This window comes from Microbacterium sp., from assembly GCF_052099035.1.
Lineage (GTDB): Bacteria > Actinomycetota > Actinomycetes > Actinomycetales > Microbacteriaceae > Microbacterium.
The window spans coordinates 60,647-78,848 of the sequence record NZ_JBQDSX010000004.1; the positions used below are offsets into that span (position 1 = coordinate 60,647).

The window sequence follows — 18,202 nt, forward strand, 5'->3', positions numbered from 1 at the left end:
ATGCGCTGACGCGCGCCGAGCTGTTCGCTCTGCTGGACGGCGCTGGCATCGACCCGACGGGGCAGCGCGGAGGGCATGCGGTGCAGAATCTGGCCCTCCGCGGCCTCATCTGCCAGGGACCGGTCGTACCGCGCCCCGGGGGAGCCTCGCGCGAACAGTTGTTCGTCCTGACCGAGGAGCACATCGGGAGTTCTGCGACACCGGCTGATCCTGCCGCCGAGATGTTCGTGCGCTACATCGTCGGGCACGGGCCGGCCACGGCCGAGGACTTCGCGTGGTGGGCGGGTGTCACGCTCTCGGTGGCGCGAGCCGCGGCATCCATCCCTGACGATCGCATCGACGAGATCGACGACGGTGTGTTCTTGGCATGCACGCGCCCGCGGCGCAGCCCGCGCGCAGCATCCGTTCTCGCGCTCGGATCTTTCGAGGAGTACTACATCCCGTACCGCGACCGCACGGTCGCATGTCCGCCCGAGCATTTCGCGGCGATCGGGCCGGGAAAGAACGGCATGGTGCGCCCGATCATCATCAACGATGGTGTTGTCGTCGGCACCTGGCGGCAGTCGACCGCGGTGGGGCGGCACGCTGATGCCCCGGTTCCCGAGTTGCTGACGCCAGACGCCGTGAGCGGCGACGAGATGGCCGCGGCTCTCGCGCGCTACGCGGCGTTCATCACCGGCTGATGCGCCTCACTCCGCTGCATGCCGGTCGAGGAACGCGTACACCTCGCTGTCGTCCACGCCCGGGAAAGCACCGCGGGGAAGCGGCGAGAACATGTGCATGTGCACGCGTGCGCTCGGCCAGGAGTGTCCGCTCCAGCGATCGGTGAGGTGCGGATCAGGGCGGCGGCAGCACGCTTCATCCGGGCACGTCGACACGGCGCGATCGGGCGTACCCCGGCCACGCCACCACCGTGCGTCGTCAAACGGCACTCCCACCGTGACCGAGTATTCGCCCGAGCTGCCCGACCCGGTCTGGCTCGCGCACCAGAACGTGCCCGACGGAGTATCGGTGTACTGGTAGCGCTCGGTCGTGCGGTTCTGCTCCGTGAACGCGGCACGCGCCTGGAACTTGCGGCACACCGGCTGGCCCTCGACGGCGCCGGTCACATCCATCGGCAGGGGCAGGCCGTCGTTCTCATAGACGCGGGTGATCGCCCCGCTGTCGTCGACGCGCAGGAAGTGCAGCTTCATGCCGAGGTGCTCGGTCATGAGATTCGTCATTCGCATGCCCGCGGCCTCATGCGTGACGCCGAACGCATCGCGGAAGTCTTCGACGGCGAGGTTGCGGTCCTTCTTCGCCTGCTGCAGGAAGGCGACCCCCGCGGTCTCGGGGATCAGGCATGCTGCGGCGAAGTAGTTGATCTCGAGCCGCTGCTGCAGGAAGTCCGCGTAGTCGGTCGGCGGCGTGTGGCCGAGCAGACGGTGCGCCATCGCCTGCAGCGCCATCGATCGCAGACCGTGGCCACCCGGAATGGATGCCGGTGGCAGATAGATCCGGCTGTTCTCGAGGTCGGTGACAGAGCGAGTGGAATGCGGCAGGTCGTTCACATAGATCAGTTCGAAGCCGAGCTTCTCGGCCATGATGATGACCGTGCGGTGAGTGAGTGCCCCGGAGACGTGGCCCGCTGCCTTCAGTTGCTTCTCGGCGAGCTTCTCGATGTCGCCGATGTAGTTGTTCTGCGCGCGCATCCGCAGCCGCAACTCGGTGTTCGCCCGGCGCGCCTCTTCGGGCGTCGCGATCGCCTCGCGCTCACGGCGCTGCAGCTCGCGATGGAGGCCGAGGACCGATTCGATCGTCTCGTCCGGCATCCCCTTCGAGACGCGCACGGGGCTGATGCCGAGCTGGCGGAACACCGGGCTTGCCTGCGCCTTCTCGAGTTCGATCTCCAGCGCCGCACGGCGGTTCGGCGGTTCCTCGGAGATGAGGTCTGAGACCTCGGTGCCGGTCGCCTGGGCGATTGCCTGCAGCAGCGAGAGCTTGGGCTCGCGCTTGCCGTTCTCGATGAGGCTGAGCTGCGAGCCCGCAACCCCCACCTTCGCGCCGAGTTCGTCGAGGGTGAACCCCTGCGCCACGCGGTGATGGCGGATGCGGTGGCCAAGAGTCGTGAGGTGGATGCCGGAGCTGCTCATTCCTTGAGCATAGCGAAAGAAACGCACTTCTTTAGGTGCGATTCGGCCGAAAGTGCACCTTTTGGTTGCACAGAATGGATGCATACACCGATCTCTTCGATCATCAAGGAGCAGACATGGCTATGGCCGAGACCTTCACACCTCGCGTTCCGGCGGTTTCCGCAGTGCGACCTCTGGGCGCGGCTCCGACGTATGACACCCCCGCTATGGCCGAGCTCACGGCCTGGGTGGAGGAGATCCGCGAGCTCACCCAGCCCGATGCCGTGCACTGGGTCGATGGGTCCCCGGCCGAGAACGACGCGCTGCTGCGCGGTCTCGTCGACGAGGGCAAGATCATCAAGCTCAACCCCGAGTGGCGCCCGGGCTCCTACCTGGCACGCTCCCACCCGAGCGATGTCGCTCGCACCGAGGCTCGCACGTTCATCGCCTCCGCGGAGGAGAAGGACGCCGGCCCCACGAACAACTGGGCCGAGCCCACCGAGATGCACCAGAAGATGAATGAGATCTTCGAGGGCTCGATGCGCGGCCGCACGATGTACGTCGTGCCGTTCTCGATGGGAGCGGTCGGTGGACCCCTCTCGCACATCGGCGTGCAGATCACCGACAGCGCCTACGCCGTAGCGTCCATCGGCATCATGACCCGCGTCGGCGATGCGGTCACCCGTCAGATCGCCGAGGGGGCGCCGTGGGTCAAGACGGTCCACTCCGTCGGCGCACCGTTGGCTCCGGGCGAGGCGGACGTCGAATGGCCCTGCAGCGACGAGAAGTACATCGTGCACTTCCCGGACACGCTCGAGGTCTACTCGTACGGGTCCGGCTACGGCGGAAACGCCATCCTCGCCAAGAAGTGCTTCGCGCTGCGCATCGCTTCGGTGATCGCCCGCGACGAGGGCTGGCTCGCCGAGCACATGCTGCTCATCCGCGTCATCGACCCGAATGGCAAGCCGTACCACGTGGCGGCGGCGTTCCCCTCTGCCTGCGGCAAGACGAACCTCGCGATGCTCCGCCCGACCATTCCCGGCTGGAAGGTCGAGACCCTCGGCGACGACATCGCGTGGATCCGTCCCGGCGAAGACGGCCGCATGTGGGCCATCAACCCCGAGGCCGGCTTCTTCGGCGTCGCGCCCGGCACTGGCGAGTCGACCAACGTCACCGCGATCGAGACCCTCTGGGGCAACACGATCTTCACGAACGTGGCGCTGCGCCCGGACGGCGACGTCTGGTGGGAGGGTCTGACCGACACCCCGCCGGCGAATCTCATCGACTGGGAAGGCAACGACTGGACGCCGAACTCGGGCCGTCCCGCCGCGCACCCCAACTCGCGCTTCACGGTCGCCGCGGCCCAGTGCCCGCAGATCTCGGATGACTGGGAAGAGGCCGTGCCGCTCGACATCATCCTCTTCGGCGGGCGCCGCGCGAGCAATGTCCCGCTCGTCGTCGAGGCCACGGACTGGACGCACGGCGTGTTCCTCGGTTCGACGATCTCCTCGGAGCGCACCGCGGCTGCCGAGGGCACCGTCGGCGAGTTGCGCCGCGACCCCTTCGCGATGCTGCCGTTCTGCGGCTACAACATGGGTGACTACTTCGCGCACTGGCTGAAGGTCGGCCGCTCCCTGCGCTTCGACCGCGCACCGCGGATCTTCCAGGTCAACTGGTTCCGTCGCGGTGCGGACGGACGGTTCCTGTGGCCCGGCTTCGGTGACAACGCTCGTGTGATCGACTGGATCGTTCGCCGGATCAGCGGTGAAGTCAGCGCCGTCGACAGCCCGATCGGCCGTCTGCCCGTGACGTCGGACCTCAACCTCGACGGCATCGACGTGCCCGCACAGGACCTCGAGGAGCTCTTCGAGGTGGATGCTGCGGCGTGGTCGGCGGAAGCAGACTCGACCGAAGCGTTCTACGACACCTTCGGTGACACGCTGCCCGCAGCGCTGCGCACCGAGCTCGCCTCGCTGCGGTACCGCCTCGCGCAGGTGTGAGACAAGACCCGCGGCGGCGGGATGACAGGGACGGACCCGTGGCTGAGTGGTCCCGCCATCCTGCTGCCGCGAGATAGACCGGGCGCGCGCTCCGCGCCCGATAAGCCGGGCCTGTCCCGTTCTGCTGACGTTTCGGGGGAATCAGTCAGCAGATCGGGACAGCGTCCGCAGAACGGGACGCCCCAGCGAGCGAAGAGCGGATGCTACGTCCCCTCCCGCGGGACGTTGAGCGACACTTCGACTCGCTGACGCTCGCTCAGTGCGGGTCTACGCGAGACGAAGCCGCACCAGACCGCCGAGCCGGATGCTACGCCAGCAGCTGATGGCGGGCGAGATCCCGGTACAGCGGAACCTGCTCGACGAGCTCTGCATGCGTGCCGCGGCCGACGACCTCTCCGTCCTGCAGCACGATGATCACATCGCTGTCGACGACAGTGGACAGCCGGTGCGCGATCACGACGAGCGTACGGTCGGTCGAGACAGCATCGATGGCCGCGCGCATCCGCTGCTCGTTCACTCCATCGAGCGAGGACGTCGATTCGTCGAGCAGCAGGATCGGCGCCTCGGTCAGCAGCGCCCGGGCGATTGCCAGTCGCTGGCGCTCTCCGCCGGAGAGCATCACACCGTCTTCGCCGACGGGCATCTGAAGCCCCAGCGGCCCGCGCTCGAGCACATCGCCGAGGTTCACGGCGTGCAGCACGCGCTCGCAGTCCGCGTCGGTGGCATCCGGGGATGCCAGGCGCAGGTTGTCGGCGAGGGTTCCGGCGAGGGTCGGGGCATCCTGTTCGACGTAGCCGAAGTGCGCGCGCAGCTCGGCGCGCGGGTAGGTGCGGATGTCATGGCCGTCCAGCCGGATGGAGCCGCCGGTGGGGTCGTAGAAGCGCTCGACCAGTGAGAGGACCGTGCTCTTGCCGGCACCGCTCGGGCCGACGAGCGCGACGCGCGCCCCGCGCGGCACATCGAACGAGACGCCGCGGAGCACGTCGCGGTCGGTGTCCTGCTCAGCATCCAGCGCCTCTTCGGCGCTCTCGAGATGTGCGTCGACGAGGAGCGTGCGTGCCTCGTTCGCCGCGGCCTCGCGCGCGGCGATGACCGCGTCCGGGTAGCGGAACCGCACGTCGTGGAACGACAGGGCGGGTGCGGGCCCTTCGACAGGCTCAGGGGCCGGGGCGGTCTCGACCACAGATGCGGCGATCGCGGCATCCTCCTGGTCCTCCGTCGGAAGGTCGAGCACCTCTTGGATGCGCCCGAGCGCGCCGAGCGCCTGGTTCACCGAGGTGATCGCGCCGAACGTGGTCGCCAGCGGCATGAGCAGCATGAACAGGAACATCACGAATGTGATGAGGGATGCCACGCTCAGAGCGCCTGCGGCGACGCGGAAGCCGCCGACTCCGAGGACCGCGAGCAGTGAGAGCTGCAGGGCGACGCCGGAGATCGGAACGACGAGGGCGGAGACCTTCGCGATCCGCACGCCGATGCCGTATGCGTCCTGCGCGAGCCCGGAGACCGACGTTGCCTCGCGCTCGGTCGCACCAGACGCGCGCACGGTGCGGATCGATGAGACGGCGCGTTCGACGGCGGATGCCAGCTCGCCGACCTTGACCTGCTGGGCGGAGGATGCTGTGCGGATGCGACCGCCGAGCAACACGACGACGGTGAGGGAGACGCCGACGACCACGACGATGATCACGAGCAGGATCGGGTCGATGATGAGCATCGCGATCAGCGCGCCGAGGAACAGGATGGCACTGCCAACGGCATCCGCCAATCCCTGCGTGAGCACGGCGTAGAGCAGAGTCGTATCGGTTCCGACGCGTGAGACGAGATCGCCCGTGCGGCGCGCGTCGAACTCGCGGATCGGCAGGTGCAGGATGCGTGCGATCAGCTGGCGGCGGCTGGAGTGCACGACCGCTGTTCCGGTGCGCTGGAGCAGATAGTGCTGGTAACCGGAGATCACCGACGAGATGATGACGAAGCCGACCAGCAACCACACCAGCATCCCCAGGGTCTCGCCGGCTTGCACTGAGGTGATGACCTGTCCGACCAGTAGCGGCTGGACGAGTGAGGTCGCGGCGCCGATGATGCTGAGCACGCCGACGATGATGAGCGTGCGTTTGTGTTCGAAGAGGAAGGGGAGGAGCTGACGGAAAGTGGCGCGCGGGCCGTCCTGCGGCGCACCGCGTCCGCGTCGGCGGGTAGGCGCCGTACGAGACATGCGAGACCTCGATCTGAGTAAAAGGGGTTACCTACGACCGTACTTCCTGTGGGCGGCCTGCTTTGTCACTCCGAGGGCGCTGGCGATGGCCTGCCATGAGTATCCGGCCAGGCGTGCGCGGCGCACCTGCGCCTCTTCTGCGCGGGAGACCTCGATGCGGATGCCGGCGAGCCGGTGCAGTTCAGCGATGGGCTCGCCGTCGGGATCGAGGTCCTGCGCGGTGTGAACAGTCATGGTGTCAATATATGTTGACGGGTCCTGAGCGTCAAGCAATGTTGACGTGTATTGAACGTTCTCCACAGATTTCAGTTCCCCGCACGTGCTGCACAAGAATCTCCCTGCGCACTCCGCGCGCGACGGCATTGACGTGATGCTCGCGATGGAGATCGCGCGACATCCGCTCCGACGGCTGGTCCCACGAGTCTGGAATCTGCGTCATGATATCTCCGCGTATGACGCGGGATACGTCGCACTCGCCGAAGCTCTCGGCATCCCTCTGCTTACGCTTGACAAGAAGTTGGCGAGGACCGCCATGAGGTACTGCGACGTGATAGTTCAGTGAGCGTCGGTTGTCGTCGGCCAGAATAGTTGGATGCTGACACCGCCGAAACTCGTTCCCGGAGACCGCGTCGCGATTCTTTCGCCGGCCTTCGCCGCGCCCGCCGTCGCGCCGGAGCTGCACGAGCAGGCCATGAGCCGCCTGCGCGAGCTCACCGGGCTCATTCCCGTGGAGTATCCGACCACGCGCCAGCTCGACGCGAGTCCGGAAGCGCGGGCGACGGACGTCAACGCGGCGTTCTCTGATCCGAGCATCCGGGCGATCATCGCGACGATCGGCGGCGACGACCAGATCCTCGTCGTGTCCCATCTGGATGCTGCGCTCGCGCAGGCAGACCCCAAGCCGTTCCTCGGCTACAGCGACAACGCGAACATTTCGAACTGGCTGTGGGGACACGGCATCCAGAGCTTCTACGGCGGCTCGACCGCCGTTCACCTGGGGCCAGGCCCTGCCGTCGACGATATCCATCTGCGCTCGCTCCGTGCTGCGTTGCTCGACGGAGGTGACCTCGAACTCACCGAGCCGGGCGAATCGGAGGATGTCGGCAAGCGTTGGACCGACCCGCGTTCGCTCACCGAGTACGGCGACCGCATCCCCACCGAACCGTGGACGTGGGCGGGGCCGGCAAAGCGCGTCGAGGGGCGTACCTGGGGCGGATGCCTCGAAGTCATCGACGGTCTGGCATTCGCTGACCGCCTCCCCGCGGCATCCACTCTCGAGGGGGCGATCCTGCTGCTGGAGACGAGTGAAGAACGTCCTTCAGCCGGGTGGGTCGCCCGTTGGCTGCGCGGTCTGGGGGAGCGCGGGATCCTCGCGGCGGTGGCCGGTGTCGTCATCGCGCGACCGGTCGTGAGCGACTTCGACTTCCACCCGTCTCCTGCGGAAGCGGACGCGCTGCGCGCCGCCCAGCGCGACGTCGTCATCGAGGTCGTCGCACACTACAACCCGGATGCCGTCGTGTGCGTTGGGGTGCCGTTCGGGCACACCCGGCCGCAGTGGATCGTGCCGTACGGCGGACGCATGGTGCTCGACGGCGCCCAGCAGAAGGTGTTCGCCGGCTACTGACGCCGAGGCCCCCTCTGGGCATCGACGCCCCCTCTGCCACACGTTGGGCAGAGGGGGCGTCGGCAACCAGAGGGGGCCTCGGCGAACTCACGCGGAGCGGCGAGCGCCCACGGAGTCAGACGAGGTCGGCGAACTCACCAGAGGACGGCGATACCCGCGTTGACGAGCGTCAGGATTCCGACGGCCCAGAACATGCCGGCGGGGACGCTACCGGAGGACTTGCGCTGCTTGCTCAGGCCGATGCCGAGGAGCGCACCGATGATGAGCAGGATGACGAGCTTCGTGCCGAGCTTGGCGTAGTTCATCTCGATACCCGCAGGCCACGGCGCGGCGAGGATCAAACCGGCGACGGCGGCGATCGCCATTCCCGTGTTCATCAGGCTCGTGAACTGGCGCTTGCCTCCGAACGCTTGGACGGCCCAGGCTCCGAAGAGCGTGGCGAAACCGATGAGGTGGATGAACAGAACGATGTGGCGCAGGGTCTCCATGCCCACAGGCTAGCCCTCCGCGCATCTCCTTGCTACACAGGCGAGCCTCACCCGCTCTTCAGCCGCGCAGCGCTTTGATCACCAGCGCGGTCCGCAGCGCAGCATCCGCCGCCTCCGCACCCTTGTCCTCTTTCGAACCCTCGAGTCCCGCCCGGTCCAGGCCCTGCTGCTCATCGTCGAGAGTGAGCACGCCGAAGCCGACGGGTTTGCCAGCATCCAACGCGACCCGGGTGAGTCCGTCGGTCGTCGCGGCCGAGACGTACTCGAAGTGCGGCGTGCCGCCGCGGATGATGACGCCGAGGGCCACCACGGCATCCGCACCGCCGGCGAACGCCGCCTGGGCTGCGACGGCGAGCTCGAAGGAGCCGGGCACGCGTACGGTCTCGAACGAGGCGCCGGATGCTGCGAGCACCCGCTCCGCGCCTGCGATCAGTCCACCGGTGATGACGTCATGCCAGGTTCCGGCGATGACGACCACGCGAAGGCCTGAGCCGTCGATCTTCTCGGTCGGGGAGGGAGCTCCTGCGCCGCTCATGCGTTGTCCTTTCCCTGCGCGAGGGCGGCGGCCAGCTCGGCTTCGCCGATGATGTGGCCCATGCGATCGCGCTTGGTCTCGAGGTACTGGTGATTGTTGGGACCGACGCCGACGATCAGGGGAACCTGCTCGACGACATCGAGGCCGAGCTCGCGGAGCTTGCTGACCTTGTCGGTGTTGTTGGTCATGAGGCGCACTTTCGAGACGCCCAGGTCACTGAGGATGCCGGCGGCTGCGGCGTACTCGCGAGCATCTGCCGGCAGTCCGAGGGCGAGGTTGGCGTCGACGGTGTCGAGCCCGTCCTCCTGCAGGCTGTAGGCGCGCAGCTTGTTGATGAGGCCGATGCCGCGTCCCTCGTGCCCGCGCATGTAGATGACGACCCCGCCATCCTGCTCGATCGCGTCGAGAGCAGCCTGCAGCTGCGGTCCGCATTCGCACTTGAGCGAGCCGAACGCCTCGCCGGTCAGGCACTCGGAGTGCACGCGCACCAGAGCGGTCTCATCGAGCTCACCGGAGACGACCGCGATGTGATCGGTGCCGGTGACGCGATCCTTGTAGGCCAGGAAACGGAATACGCCGTGCTCGGTGGGAACCGTGGCATCCGCTCGCAGACTCACGCGCCGTCGCCCCGCACGCGACGAGAGGATGGGCCCGTCGAGCGGGTCGATCTCGTTGAGGTGACCGATCAGCTGCTCGATCGTGATGACGGGGATGCCATCGCGCGCGCCGAGCTCCTGGAGACCGGGCAGGCGCATCATGCTGCCGTCCTCGGCGACGACCTCCGCGATCGCACCGATCGGCTGGAGACCGGCGAGCTTCATGAGATCGACCGCAGCCTCGGTGTGTCCGCCGCGCTCGCGCACGCCACCGTCGACAGCACGCAGCGGCAGCACGTGACCTGGGCGGATGATGCTCGTCGCGGTGGACTCCGGATTCGCGAGCACGTTCAGCGTGTGCGCGCGATCGGAGGCGCTGATGCCGGTGGTGACGCCCTCCGCGGCATCCACGCTCACCGTGTATGCCGTCGAGCGAGCATCCTCGCTGTTCTCCACCATCGGCGGCAGGTTCAGATGATCGGCGAGATCAGCGGACATCGGAGCGCAGATGAAGCCCGACGACCAGCGCACCGTCCAGGCGACCCACTCGGGGGTGGCGAGTTCGGCCGAGAGGATGACGTCGCCCTCGTTCTCGCGGTTCTCATCGTCCGCGACGATGACAGGACGACCGGCCCGCAGTGACTCGAGAGCTTCTTCGATGGTGGAAAGGCTCATCGTGAGCCTCCTTCCGGAGCGGCCCGGAACGCTAGGAGGCGCTCGACATGACGGGCGAGGATGTCGGTTTCAAGGTTCACGCGGTCGCCGACGGAGCGGCTGCCGAGGGTCGTGGCGGCGAGGGTCTCGGGGATGAGGGAGACCTCGAGCCAGGCGTCTTCGACGCCGGCGGCGCTCACGGCGCTGACAGTGAGCGAGGTCCCATCGATCGAGATCGATCCCTTGTCGACGACGAGGGGCGCGAGATCGGCGGGGATCGCGACGCGCAGCACGCTCCACTGGTCGCCCGGACGCACTTCGACGATGGTGCCGGCGCCGTCGACGTGGCCCTGGACGATGTGTCCGCCCAAGCGCGCGCCGACCGGCATCGCCTTCTCGATGTTGACCCGGGTGCCGACGGATGCTGTCGCCAGCGCCGACACGTCGAGGGTCTGCTTCATCACATCGGTGTCGAAGGTGTCGGCGGATGAACCGACCACGGTCAGGCAGACCCCGGAGACGGCGATCGATTCGCCGTGCACGGCATCCTGCGCGGCCTTCGGGGCGCGAACCGTCAACCGCCACCCGTCGCCGGACGGTGCGATGGCGGTGATCTCGCCGATCTCCTCGATGATTCCGGTGAACATCAGTGCGTTCCTTCCTGGGATGCGTCGTCGATGACGCGTGCGATTGCGAGCAGGTCGGCGCCGAGCGGGACCCATTCGTCGATGGTCAGTCGCCGGGCGGCGTCGATGGTCGTCACGCCGATGTCGGTCAGCGCGAGGCGCTCACCCCCCAGCAGCACGGGGGCGATGTACGCGAGGGTGCGGTCGGCGAGGCCCGCGGCGATGAATGCGCTGGCGAGGGTCGGGCCACCCTCGATGAACGCACGTTGGATGCCGCGGGCATGAAGGTCTGCGACCACCGTGTGCAGATCGTGCGTGTTGTAGAACAGCGGTTCATGCGGGTGACGGTGGATCGCAGCATCCGCTGGGGTCTCACGCGTGCCGATCACGACCGGGACGGGCTGGTGCTCGAACAGGACGTCTCCGTCGCGGGCGGTGAGTCCGGGGTCGTCGGCGAGCATCGTGCCGGTACCGACGATGATCGCGTCGGCTACGCTGCGGCGGCGGTGCACGTCGGCGCGGGCTTCGGGCCCGGTGATCCACTGACTCGTGCCGTCGCTTGCGGCTGCGCGCCCGTCGAGGCTCTGCGCCCACTTCACCGTGATGTGCGGCCGCCCGAGTCGCTGGGCGGTCATCCAGTCCGCGATCAGGGCGTCGACGGCATCCGCTTGCTCGCCGGATTCGACATCGACCCCTGCTGCGCGTAGACGACCGGCCCCGCCACTGGACGCATCACCGGGGTCGCTCTCGGCGTAGACGACGCGCGCGATGCCGGCCTCGATGAGAGCGAGGGCGCAGGGACCGGTGCGGCCCGTGTGGTTGCACGGTTCGAGGGTGACGATCGCTGTCGCGCCGCGGGCTGCGCCTTCAGGAAGCTTCGAGAGGGCATCGACCTCGGCGTGTGGTGTGCCAGCGCCCTTGTGCCAGCCTTCGGCGATGATGTCGCCCGTGGGGGAGAGGATGACGGCGCCGACCTGCGGATTGATGCCGCGGGGGCCGTGGGCGGCGAGTTCGATCGCACGCGTCATCGCGCGGCGCTCCGCCCCAGTCACTGCCATCCGTCGTCCTTCGGGTCTGACTCCGGGGGTGACAGAGAATGCGCTTTCGCGCATCGTGCTGCCTCTCTTCCGGACTAGCGAGATCTCTCTCGCATCACCGTCGGTCCCGGAATTCCACCGGATCGGCGCTTCAGAAACTGAAGCGTTCGCGGACTGTCACCGCCGGTTCGGATTCTCACCGACCCCGGAGCACGTTGATGCTCAGTGTAGTCAACGCGACGGCATCCGATTCATTCCGGGTCGGCGAATGACGTCGTTCTGCCGGAAAACGGAGACCAACGGGCGTGTCGGAGCGTGTCGGTCAGCAGGCTCGCCGCGACGCGCGGGAGGGCGTCTGCGTTTTCCAGCGGGGCGGATGCCGCGGTCGCTACTTCAGCAGACGCGAGAGGCGCCGGTCGGCGAGGACCTTGCCGCTGGTCTGGCACGTGGGGCAGTACTCCAGCGAGCGGTCGGCGAAGAAGACGCTGCGGACCGTGTCGCCACACACCGGGCAGATCTCGCCACGGCGCGCGTGCACATGGAACCCGGCGCGCTTGGCGTCCTTGAGATCGGCCGGTGGCTTGCCGGATGCTGCGGCCACGGCATCCCGGAGCGTCATCTGCATCGCGGCGTACAGACGATCGACCTCTTCGTCGTCGAGCTTTCCACTGATCGCGTAGGGCGACATGCGCGCGGCGTGCAGGATCTCATCCGAGTAGGCGTTGCCGATTCCGGCGATCACGGATTGGTCGCGCAGGAGGCCCTTGATCTGCATCCGTCTGCCCTCCAGCAGATTCGCGAAGGCGTCGCGCGTGAAGTCCTCGGTGAGCGGCTCGGGGCCGAGACGGGCGATGCCGGGGACATCCTGCGGATCGCGCACGACGTAAACGGCGAGCGACTTCTTGGTCCCTGCTTCGGTGAGATCGAATCCGCTGTCGTCATCGAGGGCGACGCGCAGCGCGATCGGCGACTTTCCCGGCTTGATCAGCGTGGTCGGGAGGAGTTCGTACCAGCGCAGCCAGCCGGCCTTCGCCAGGTGGAACACGAGGTGCAGATCCTCGCCGCACGAGAGCACGACGAACTTGCCCTGCCTGCTCGCGGTCGTGATCTGCGCACCGTGCAGGGCGGTGTTCGGCGGGTCGTACGTCTTCAGCGCCGCGATCTCGCCGACGCTCGTGCGGGTGATCGCGTGCCCGACCGCGCGCTCGCCGAGGAAGTCGACGAGCCCCTGCACCTCCGGCATCTCGGGCATGCGCCCATCCTGCCACCTGACTCAGGGCTGCGGCAGGGGCACGCTCAGCCGAGCGGCACCGGCCACTCCACCGGTGTGCGGTCATCGGATGCCAGGACTCCGCCGACCCAGCCGTCGTCGCGGTACTCGCCGTGCATGAAGGCCTGGCGCATCGTTCCTTCGTATCGCACGCCCACGGCCCGGGCGATACGCGCCGAGGCGATGTTCCCGGCCACGGCACGCCAGCTGATCCGGGCGAGGCCGAGCGCTGCGAAGCCCCACTCGACAGCGGCACGTGCTGCCTCCGTGGTGAAGCCCTGGCCGCGATGCTCCGCGACCGTCCAGTACCCGAGTTCGGCCGAACCCTGGTCGATGTGGTGCAGGCCGACCACTCCCGCCAAGACTCCCTGAGAGGTGACGGCCCATACCGTTTGCGAGCCGTCTGCCCACCAGTCCGCGACGAGGCGAACGAATCCTTCGGCATCCTCGCGGGAATACGGGCTCGGGACGCTGGTGAACCGCGGAATCGCCGGATCCTGGCACGCCGCGAAGATCGCATCGATGTCGTCTGTGGTCGTCGCGCGCAGAACGAGGCGGTCGGTGTGCAGCGTGACGGGTTCCATCGTGAAATCCTATGGCGCGGGCGTGCAGTCTCGATGTCAGTGGCGCGCATTACACTCGTCAGGTGACTGTTCCCGGGATTCTGCGCGCCTTGGAAGAGGCAACCCTTTACCACGATGCCCTCACCTGGGCGCAGACCGACGCCGATCTCGGACTGGTCGACGGCCTCGACGCTCCGACGGTCGCCGGCCTCCTCGACAAGCGCACGAAGGCAGGCCACCCGGCATCCCTCCTCGTCGTCGCCCCCACGGGGCGCCGGGCGGAATCGCTCGCGGCATCGCTCGGATCTTTCGTTCCGGATGCCGAGATCCTCAGCTTTCCCGCCTGGGAGACCCTGCCCCACGAGCGGCTGAGCCCGAGCCCCGACACGGTCGGGCGGCGCTTGGAGACGCTCCGCCGCATCACGACCTGGTCGGGGGAGTATCCGCTTATCGTCGTCGCCTCGGTGCGCGCTGCGCTTCAGCCGATCGCCGGCAACCTCGGCGACACCGCACCGCTCTCCCTCGCGCTCGGCGCGCGTGGTGTGGAACTCGACGACGCGATCGAGAAGCTCGTCGAGCGAGCGTACACCCGCGTCGACATGGTCTCCCGCCGCGGTGAGTTTGCCGTGCGCGGTGGCATCCTCGATGTCTTCCCGCCGACCTCGGAACACCCTTACCGTGTGGAATTCTTCGGCGATGAGATCGATCAGATCCGTGCCTTCTCCGTCGCCGATCAGCGCTCGCTCCCGGGTGACGTCGATCTGGTCGAGCTTCCCGCGACCCGCGAGCTGCTGCTGACGGCCGATGTGCGCGACAAAGCACGCTCGCTCATCGCCGGGTTCCCTGCGATCGCCGGCATGCTCGAGAAGATGGCCGAGGGCATCCCCGTCGAGGGCATGGAGTCGTTGCTGCCCGCAGTCGCAGGACCGCTGAAATCGCTCGCCGAGTACTTTGCCCCTGGAACGGCCGTCGCCCTCGTTGACCCGGAGCGCGCGACCGCCCGAGCGCAGAGCCTCGGTGAGACGAACCGCGAGTTCCTGGATGCCGCATGGAGCGCAGCGACGTCCGGAGCATCCGCCCCCATCGACCTCGGCGCCGGAGACTTCCTCAGCGTCGCGCGCCTGCGCGAGATCGTCCGCGACCGTGACGGCGTCTGGTGGCGATTCAGCCCGTTCGCGTCCGACGACGATGATGCCGCGAACATCGACGCGTCGATCATCCCGTCCTTCCACGGCAACGTCGACGGCGCGATCGAGTTCGTCGCCGCACGTCTCGGCGATGGCTGGCGTGTCGTGGTCGCAGCATCCGGAACCGGTCTCGTCGACCGCGCCCGCGACGTGCTCTCCGAGCGCGGACTCGCGGCTCGCGTCGTCGATACTTTGACAGACGCGCCGGATGCTGGTGTCGCTACTCTCGTCCTCGGATCTCTCGAGTCCGGATTCCAGGTGCCAGAGGCGAAGCTCGCCGTCCTCACCGACAACGAGTTCTACGGGCGCACGATCGGTGGCGACCAGCGGGTCGTGAAGAAGCTCGCCTCCCGGCGGCGCAACGTGGTCGACCCGCTGCAGCTGAAGAACGGCGACCACGTCGTGCACGCCACGCACGGCATCGCGAAGTTCGTCGAGATGACCCAGCGCGAGGTATCCACCGGCGGCCGCAATGCCACCAAGACCACCCGCGACTACCTTGTGCTCGAGTACGCGCCGTCGAAGCGCGGTTACCCGGGCGACAAGCTCTACGTTCCCACCGACCAGCTCGACCTGCTCTCGAAGTACGTCGGCGGCGAGGCCCCGACGCTGTCGAAGATGGGCGGCAGTGACTGGTCCGCGGCCAAGGGCAAGGCGCGCAAGGCCGTCCGCGACATCGCCGTCGAACTCGTGAAGCTGTATTCGGCGCGCATGTCGGCCAAGGGCTACGCGTTCGGACCGGACACCCCCTGGCAGCGGGAGCTGGAAGAGGCGTTCCCGTTCGCCGAGACGCAGGATCAGCTGCAGACGATCGATGAGATCAAAGCAGACATGGAGCGGGAGATCCCGATGGATCGCCTGCTGTCAGGCGACGTCGGCTTCGGCAAGACCGAGGTCGCAGTGCGCGCGGCATTCAAGGCGATCCAGGACGGCAAGCAGGTCGCGATGCTCGTGCCGACCACGCTGCTGGTCAAGCAGCACATGGAGACCTTCACCGAGCGCTTCGCCGGGTTCCCTGTGAAGGTCAAGGCGCTCTCGCGTTTCCAGACCGACAAGGATGCGCGTCTCACCCTCGAAGGGCTGCTGGATGGCTCGGTCGACATGGTCATCGGCACGCACCGCATCCTCACCGACCAGGTGATGTTCAAGGACCTCGGGCTTCTCATCATCGATGAGGAGCAGCGCTTCGGCGTCGAGCACAAGGACAAGCTGAAGAAGCTGAAGATGAATGTCGACATCCTCGCGATGAGTGCGACGCCGATCCCGCGCACGCTCGAGATGGCCGTCACCGGCATCCGCGAGATGTCGACGCTTGCGACGCCGCCCGAGGACCGGCATCCGATTCTCACGTTCGTCGGACCGCGCAGCGACAAGCAGATGGCCGCCGCGATCCGGCGCGAGATCCTGCGCGAGGGACAGGTGTTCTTCGTGCACAACCGTGTGCAGTCGATCCAGCGCGTGGCTTCCGAGCTCGCCGAGCTCGTGCCGGAGGCGCGGATCGCCGTCGCGCACGGGCGGATGGGCGAGCACCAGCTCGAGCAGGTCGTCGACGACTTCTGGGAGCGCAAATACGACGTGCTCGTGTCGACGACGATCATCGAGACCGGACTCGACATCTCCAACGCCAACACGATCATCATCGACAAGGCCGACAAATACGGCCTCTCTCAGCTGCACCAGCTGCGTGGCCGGGTGGGGCGAGCGCGCGAGCGCGCCTACGCGTATTTCCTCTACGACGACTCCAAGCCGCTGTCCGAGACAGCCGCCGACCGCCTGCAGACGATCGCGGTCAACAACGATCTCGGCTCCGGAATGCAGGTCGCGCTGAAGGACCTCGAGCTGCGCGGTGCCGGAAACATGCTCGGCGGGGAGCAGGCCGGGCACATCGCCGGTGTCGGCTTCGATCTGTACCTGCGGATGGTCGGCGAGGCCGTCGCGAACTTCCGCGGCGAAGACACGGCGGGTGACGTCGAGTTGCGGATGGAGATCCCGGTGGATGCTCGCATCCCCGAGACCTACATCGACAGCGAACGCCTGCGCCTGGAGGCGTACCAGAAGCTCTCGGCAGCGGCGGCTCCGAGCGCGAAGGACGATGCAATCGACCTCGTCGTCGAAGAACTTACCGACCGGTACGGAGAGCTCCCCGAAGAGGTTGACGGCCTGGTGTCCGTCGCACGGGTGCGTCGTCGCGCGGCTGCCGCCGGGCTCACCGATGTCGTGGTGATGGGCTCGAACCTGCGCGTGGCACCGGCCCGACTCGAGGATTCGATGAAGGTTCGCCTGCAGCGCCTGTACCCGAAGGCCAAGCTCGTCGCCGGGGGAGAGGCCCTCCTGGTGCCCTTGCCCGAGGATGCCGAGGTCCTCGCCTGGGTATCGCAGCTGCTGACCGCGCTGTTCCCCGCGCCGGTGGTCGCCGCTCCAGCATCCTGACCCGCTCGTGCGCGCGCGTGCGGCATCCGGACCTGGCCCGAATCCCAGACGCTCGTGGCTTCGGGCGGAGTGTCGATGCCGAGACACGCCGTGCTGGCGCGCACTCGTCTGGGATTTGGAACCTGGCTCACGCGCGTTTCGATCCCTGAGCTAGTCTGGCGGCATGTTGTACGAGCACCTCGGGGCTCGGCCCCGCATCGATGACACCGCCGTCATCGCGCCGACCGCTGTCATCTCGGGAGATGTGGAGATCGGCCCGCGCTGCCAGGTGCTGCACGGCGCCGTGATCACCGCGGAGGGCGGCCCGATCACCCTCGGCGAGCACGTGATCGTGATGGAGAACGCGCTCATCCGCGCCACCGCGGCCAACTCCGTGCACATCGGAGCGCACACCCTCGTCGGCACGCTCGCGAGCATCGCCGGGGCGACCGTTGGGGAAGAGGTCTTCTTCGCATCGGGGGCTCGAGTGTTCAACGGATCGATCCTCGGACCGCGCTGCGAGATCCGCGTCAACGCGATCGTGCAGCGCCGCGCTGTGCTGCCCGAAGGCACGGTCGTGCCGATCGGGTGGGTGGCCGCCGGGGACCCCGTGCAGCTGTTCTCTCCCGATCAGGCCGATGCGATCGCCGCCGCTCAGCCCGATCTGGACTTCCCGGGCCACGTGTTCGGCGTCGACCGGGACACCCCCGACCTCATGGTGCAGCTCACCGAGCGGTATGGGTCCTCACTCGCGCGGCACGCCGACGACCTGCCGGCCTGAGCCGCGGCATCCGCCCGCGCGCCCGACCCGCCCGACCCGCCTCGCGGACGCCCCCAGCGCGCGACGCCACCCGCCCCGAGGCCCCTCCTGCGCGACGAAGCCCCCT

Annotated in this window: 15 protein-coding genes and 1 riboswitch; of the genes, 5 read left to right on the forward strand and 10 right to left on the reverse strand. The window is 67.8% G+C overall.

Going from position 1 to position 18,202, the window contains the following annotated elements; all coding sequences use genetic code 11:
• Window positions 1-683: DNA glycosylase AlkZ-like family protein (locus ACTIAO_RS02555; protein WP_441904754.1), on the forward strand; the 683-nt coding region annotated here is incomplete at its 5' end.
• A gap of 6 nt (window positions 684-689) precedes the next feature.
• Here the strand turns inward: ACTIAO_RS02555 and ACTIAO_RS02560 are convergent.
• The gene (locus tag ACTIAO_RS02560) at window positions 690-2,132 is read right to left on the reverse strand and encodes a helix-turn-helix domain-containing protein (RefSeq protein WP_441904755.1); all 1,443 of its coding nucleotides are present in this window, start codon (window positions 2,130-2,132) and stop codon (window positions 690-692) included.
• Between the two features lie 116 nt (window positions 2,133-2,248).
• Here ACTIAO_RS02560 and ACTIAO_RS02565 point away from each other — a divergent pair, with 116 nt between their 5' ends.
• A complete protein-coding gene (locus ACTIAO_RS02565; RefSeq protein ID WP_441904756.1) occupies window positions 2,249-4,111 on the forward strand; it encodes a phosphoenolpyruvate carboxykinase (GTP) in 1,863 nt (620 codons plus the stop codon).
• Between the two features lie 307 nt (window positions 4,112-4,418).
• Here ACTIAO_RS02565 and ACTIAO_RS02570 read toward each other — a convergent pair whose 3' ends face one another.
• Entirely contained in the window at window positions 4,419-6,326 is a 1,908-nt protein-coding gene (locus tag ACTIAO_RS02570; protein WP_441904757.1) for an ABC transporter ATP-binding protein, read from the reverse strand.
• A gap of 27 nt (window positions 6,327-6,353) precedes the next feature.
• On the reverse strand, window positions 6,354-6,560 hold the full coding sequence (locus tag ACTIAO_RS02575; RefSeq protein WP_441904758.1) for an AsnC family protein: 207 nt from the start codon (window positions 6,558-6,560) through the stop codon (window positions 6,354-6,356).
• A gap of 358 nt (window positions 6,561-6,918) precedes the next feature.
• Here ACTIAO_RS02575 and ACTIAO_RS02580 point away from each other — a divergent pair, with 358 nt between their 5' ends.
• A complete protein-coding gene (locus ACTIAO_RS02580; RefSeq protein WP_441904759.1) occupies window positions 6,919-7,950 on the forward strand; it encodes a S66 family peptidase in 1,032 nt (343 codons plus the stop codon).
• A 134-nt stretch (window positions 7,951-8,084) separates the two neighbouring features.
• On the opposite strand, the gene ACTIAO_RS02585 is transcribed toward ACTIAO_RS02580, so the two are convergent.
• From ACTIAO_RS02585 to ACTIAO_RS02615, 7 genes are all read right to left on the reverse strand, one after another.
• Window positions 8,085-8,438: a Fe-S protein gene (locus ACTIAO_RS02585; protein WP_441904760.1), complete on the reverse strand. Its 354-nt coding sequence runs from the start codon at window positions 8,436-8,438 to the stop codon at window positions 8,085-8,087.
• Window positions 8,439-8,496: 58 nt separating this feature from the next.
• The gene (gene ribH / locus ACTIAO_RS02590; protein WP_441904761.1) at window positions 8,497-8,973 is read right to left on the reverse strand and encodes a 6,7-dimethyl-8-ribityllumazine synthase; all 477 of its coding nucleotides are present in this window, start codon (window positions 8,971-8,973) and stop codon (window positions 8,497-8,499) included.
• On the reverse strand, window positions 8,970-10,244 hold the full coding sequence (gene ribA, locus ACTIAO_RS02595; protein WP_441904762.1) for a GTP cyclohydrolase II: 1,275 nt from the start codon (window positions 10,242-10,244) through the stop codon (window positions 8,970-8,972). The genes ribH and ribA overlap by 4 nt, the downstream gene beginning before the upstream one ends.
• Window positions 10,241-10,870: a riboflavin synthase gene (locus tag ACTIAO_RS02600; protein WP_441904763.1), complete on the reverse strand. Its 630-nt coding sequence runs from the start codon at window positions 10,868-10,870 to the stop codon at window positions 10,241-10,243. Before ACTIAO_RS02600 ends, ribA begins: the two co-directional genes overlap by 4 nt.
• Window positions 10,870-11,907, reverse strand: coding sequence for a bifunctional diaminohydroxyphosphoribosylaminopyrimidine deaminase/5-amino-6-(5-phosphoribosylamino)uracil reductase RibD (gene ribD, locus ACTIAO_RS02605; RefSeq protein ID WP_441904764.1), 1,038 nt, complete (start codon window positions 11,905-11,907; stop codon window positions 10,870-10,872). The genes ACTIAO_RS02600 and ribD overlap by 1 nt, the downstream gene beginning before the upstream one ends.
• Window positions 11,908-11,959: 52 nt before the next feature.
• Window positions 11,960-12,103, reverse strand: a riboswitch (FMN riboswitch).
• Window positions 12,104-12,274: 171 nt separating this feature from the next.
• Complete coding sequence (locus ACTIAO_RS02610; RefSeq protein WP_441904765.1) at window positions 12,275-13,138, reverse strand: Fpg/Nei family DNA glycosylase; 864 nt, start codon at window positions 13,136-13,138, stop codon at window positions 12,275-12,277.
• A 44-nt stretch (window positions 13,139-13,182) separates the two neighbouring features.
• Window positions 13,183-13,740 (reverse strand): GNAT family N-acetyltransferase, encoded by a 558-nt coding sequence (locus tag ACTIAO_RS02615; RefSeq protein WP_441904766.1) that lies wholly within the window; start codon window positions 13,738-13,740, stop codon window positions 13,183-13,185.
• Window positions 13,741-13,802: 62 nt separating this feature from the next.
• Here ACTIAO_RS02615 and mfd point away from each other — a divergent pair, with 62 nt between their 5' ends.
• The gene (mfd, locus tag ACTIAO_RS02620; protein WP_441904767.1) at window positions 13,803-17,336 is read left to right on the forward strand and encodes a transcription-repair coupling factor; all 3,534 of its coding nucleotides are present in this window, start codon (window positions 13,803-13,805) and stop codon (window positions 17,334-17,336) included.
• Window positions 17,337-17,499: 163 nt separating this feature from the next.
• The gene (locus tag ACTIAO_RS02625; protein WP_441904768.1) at window positions 17,500-18,096 is read left to right on the forward strand and encodes a gamma carbonic anhydrase family protein; all 597 of its coding nucleotides are present in this window, start codon (window positions 17,500-17,502) and stop codon (window positions 18,094-18,096) included.
• Window positions 18,097-18,202: the final 106 nt, after the last annotated feature.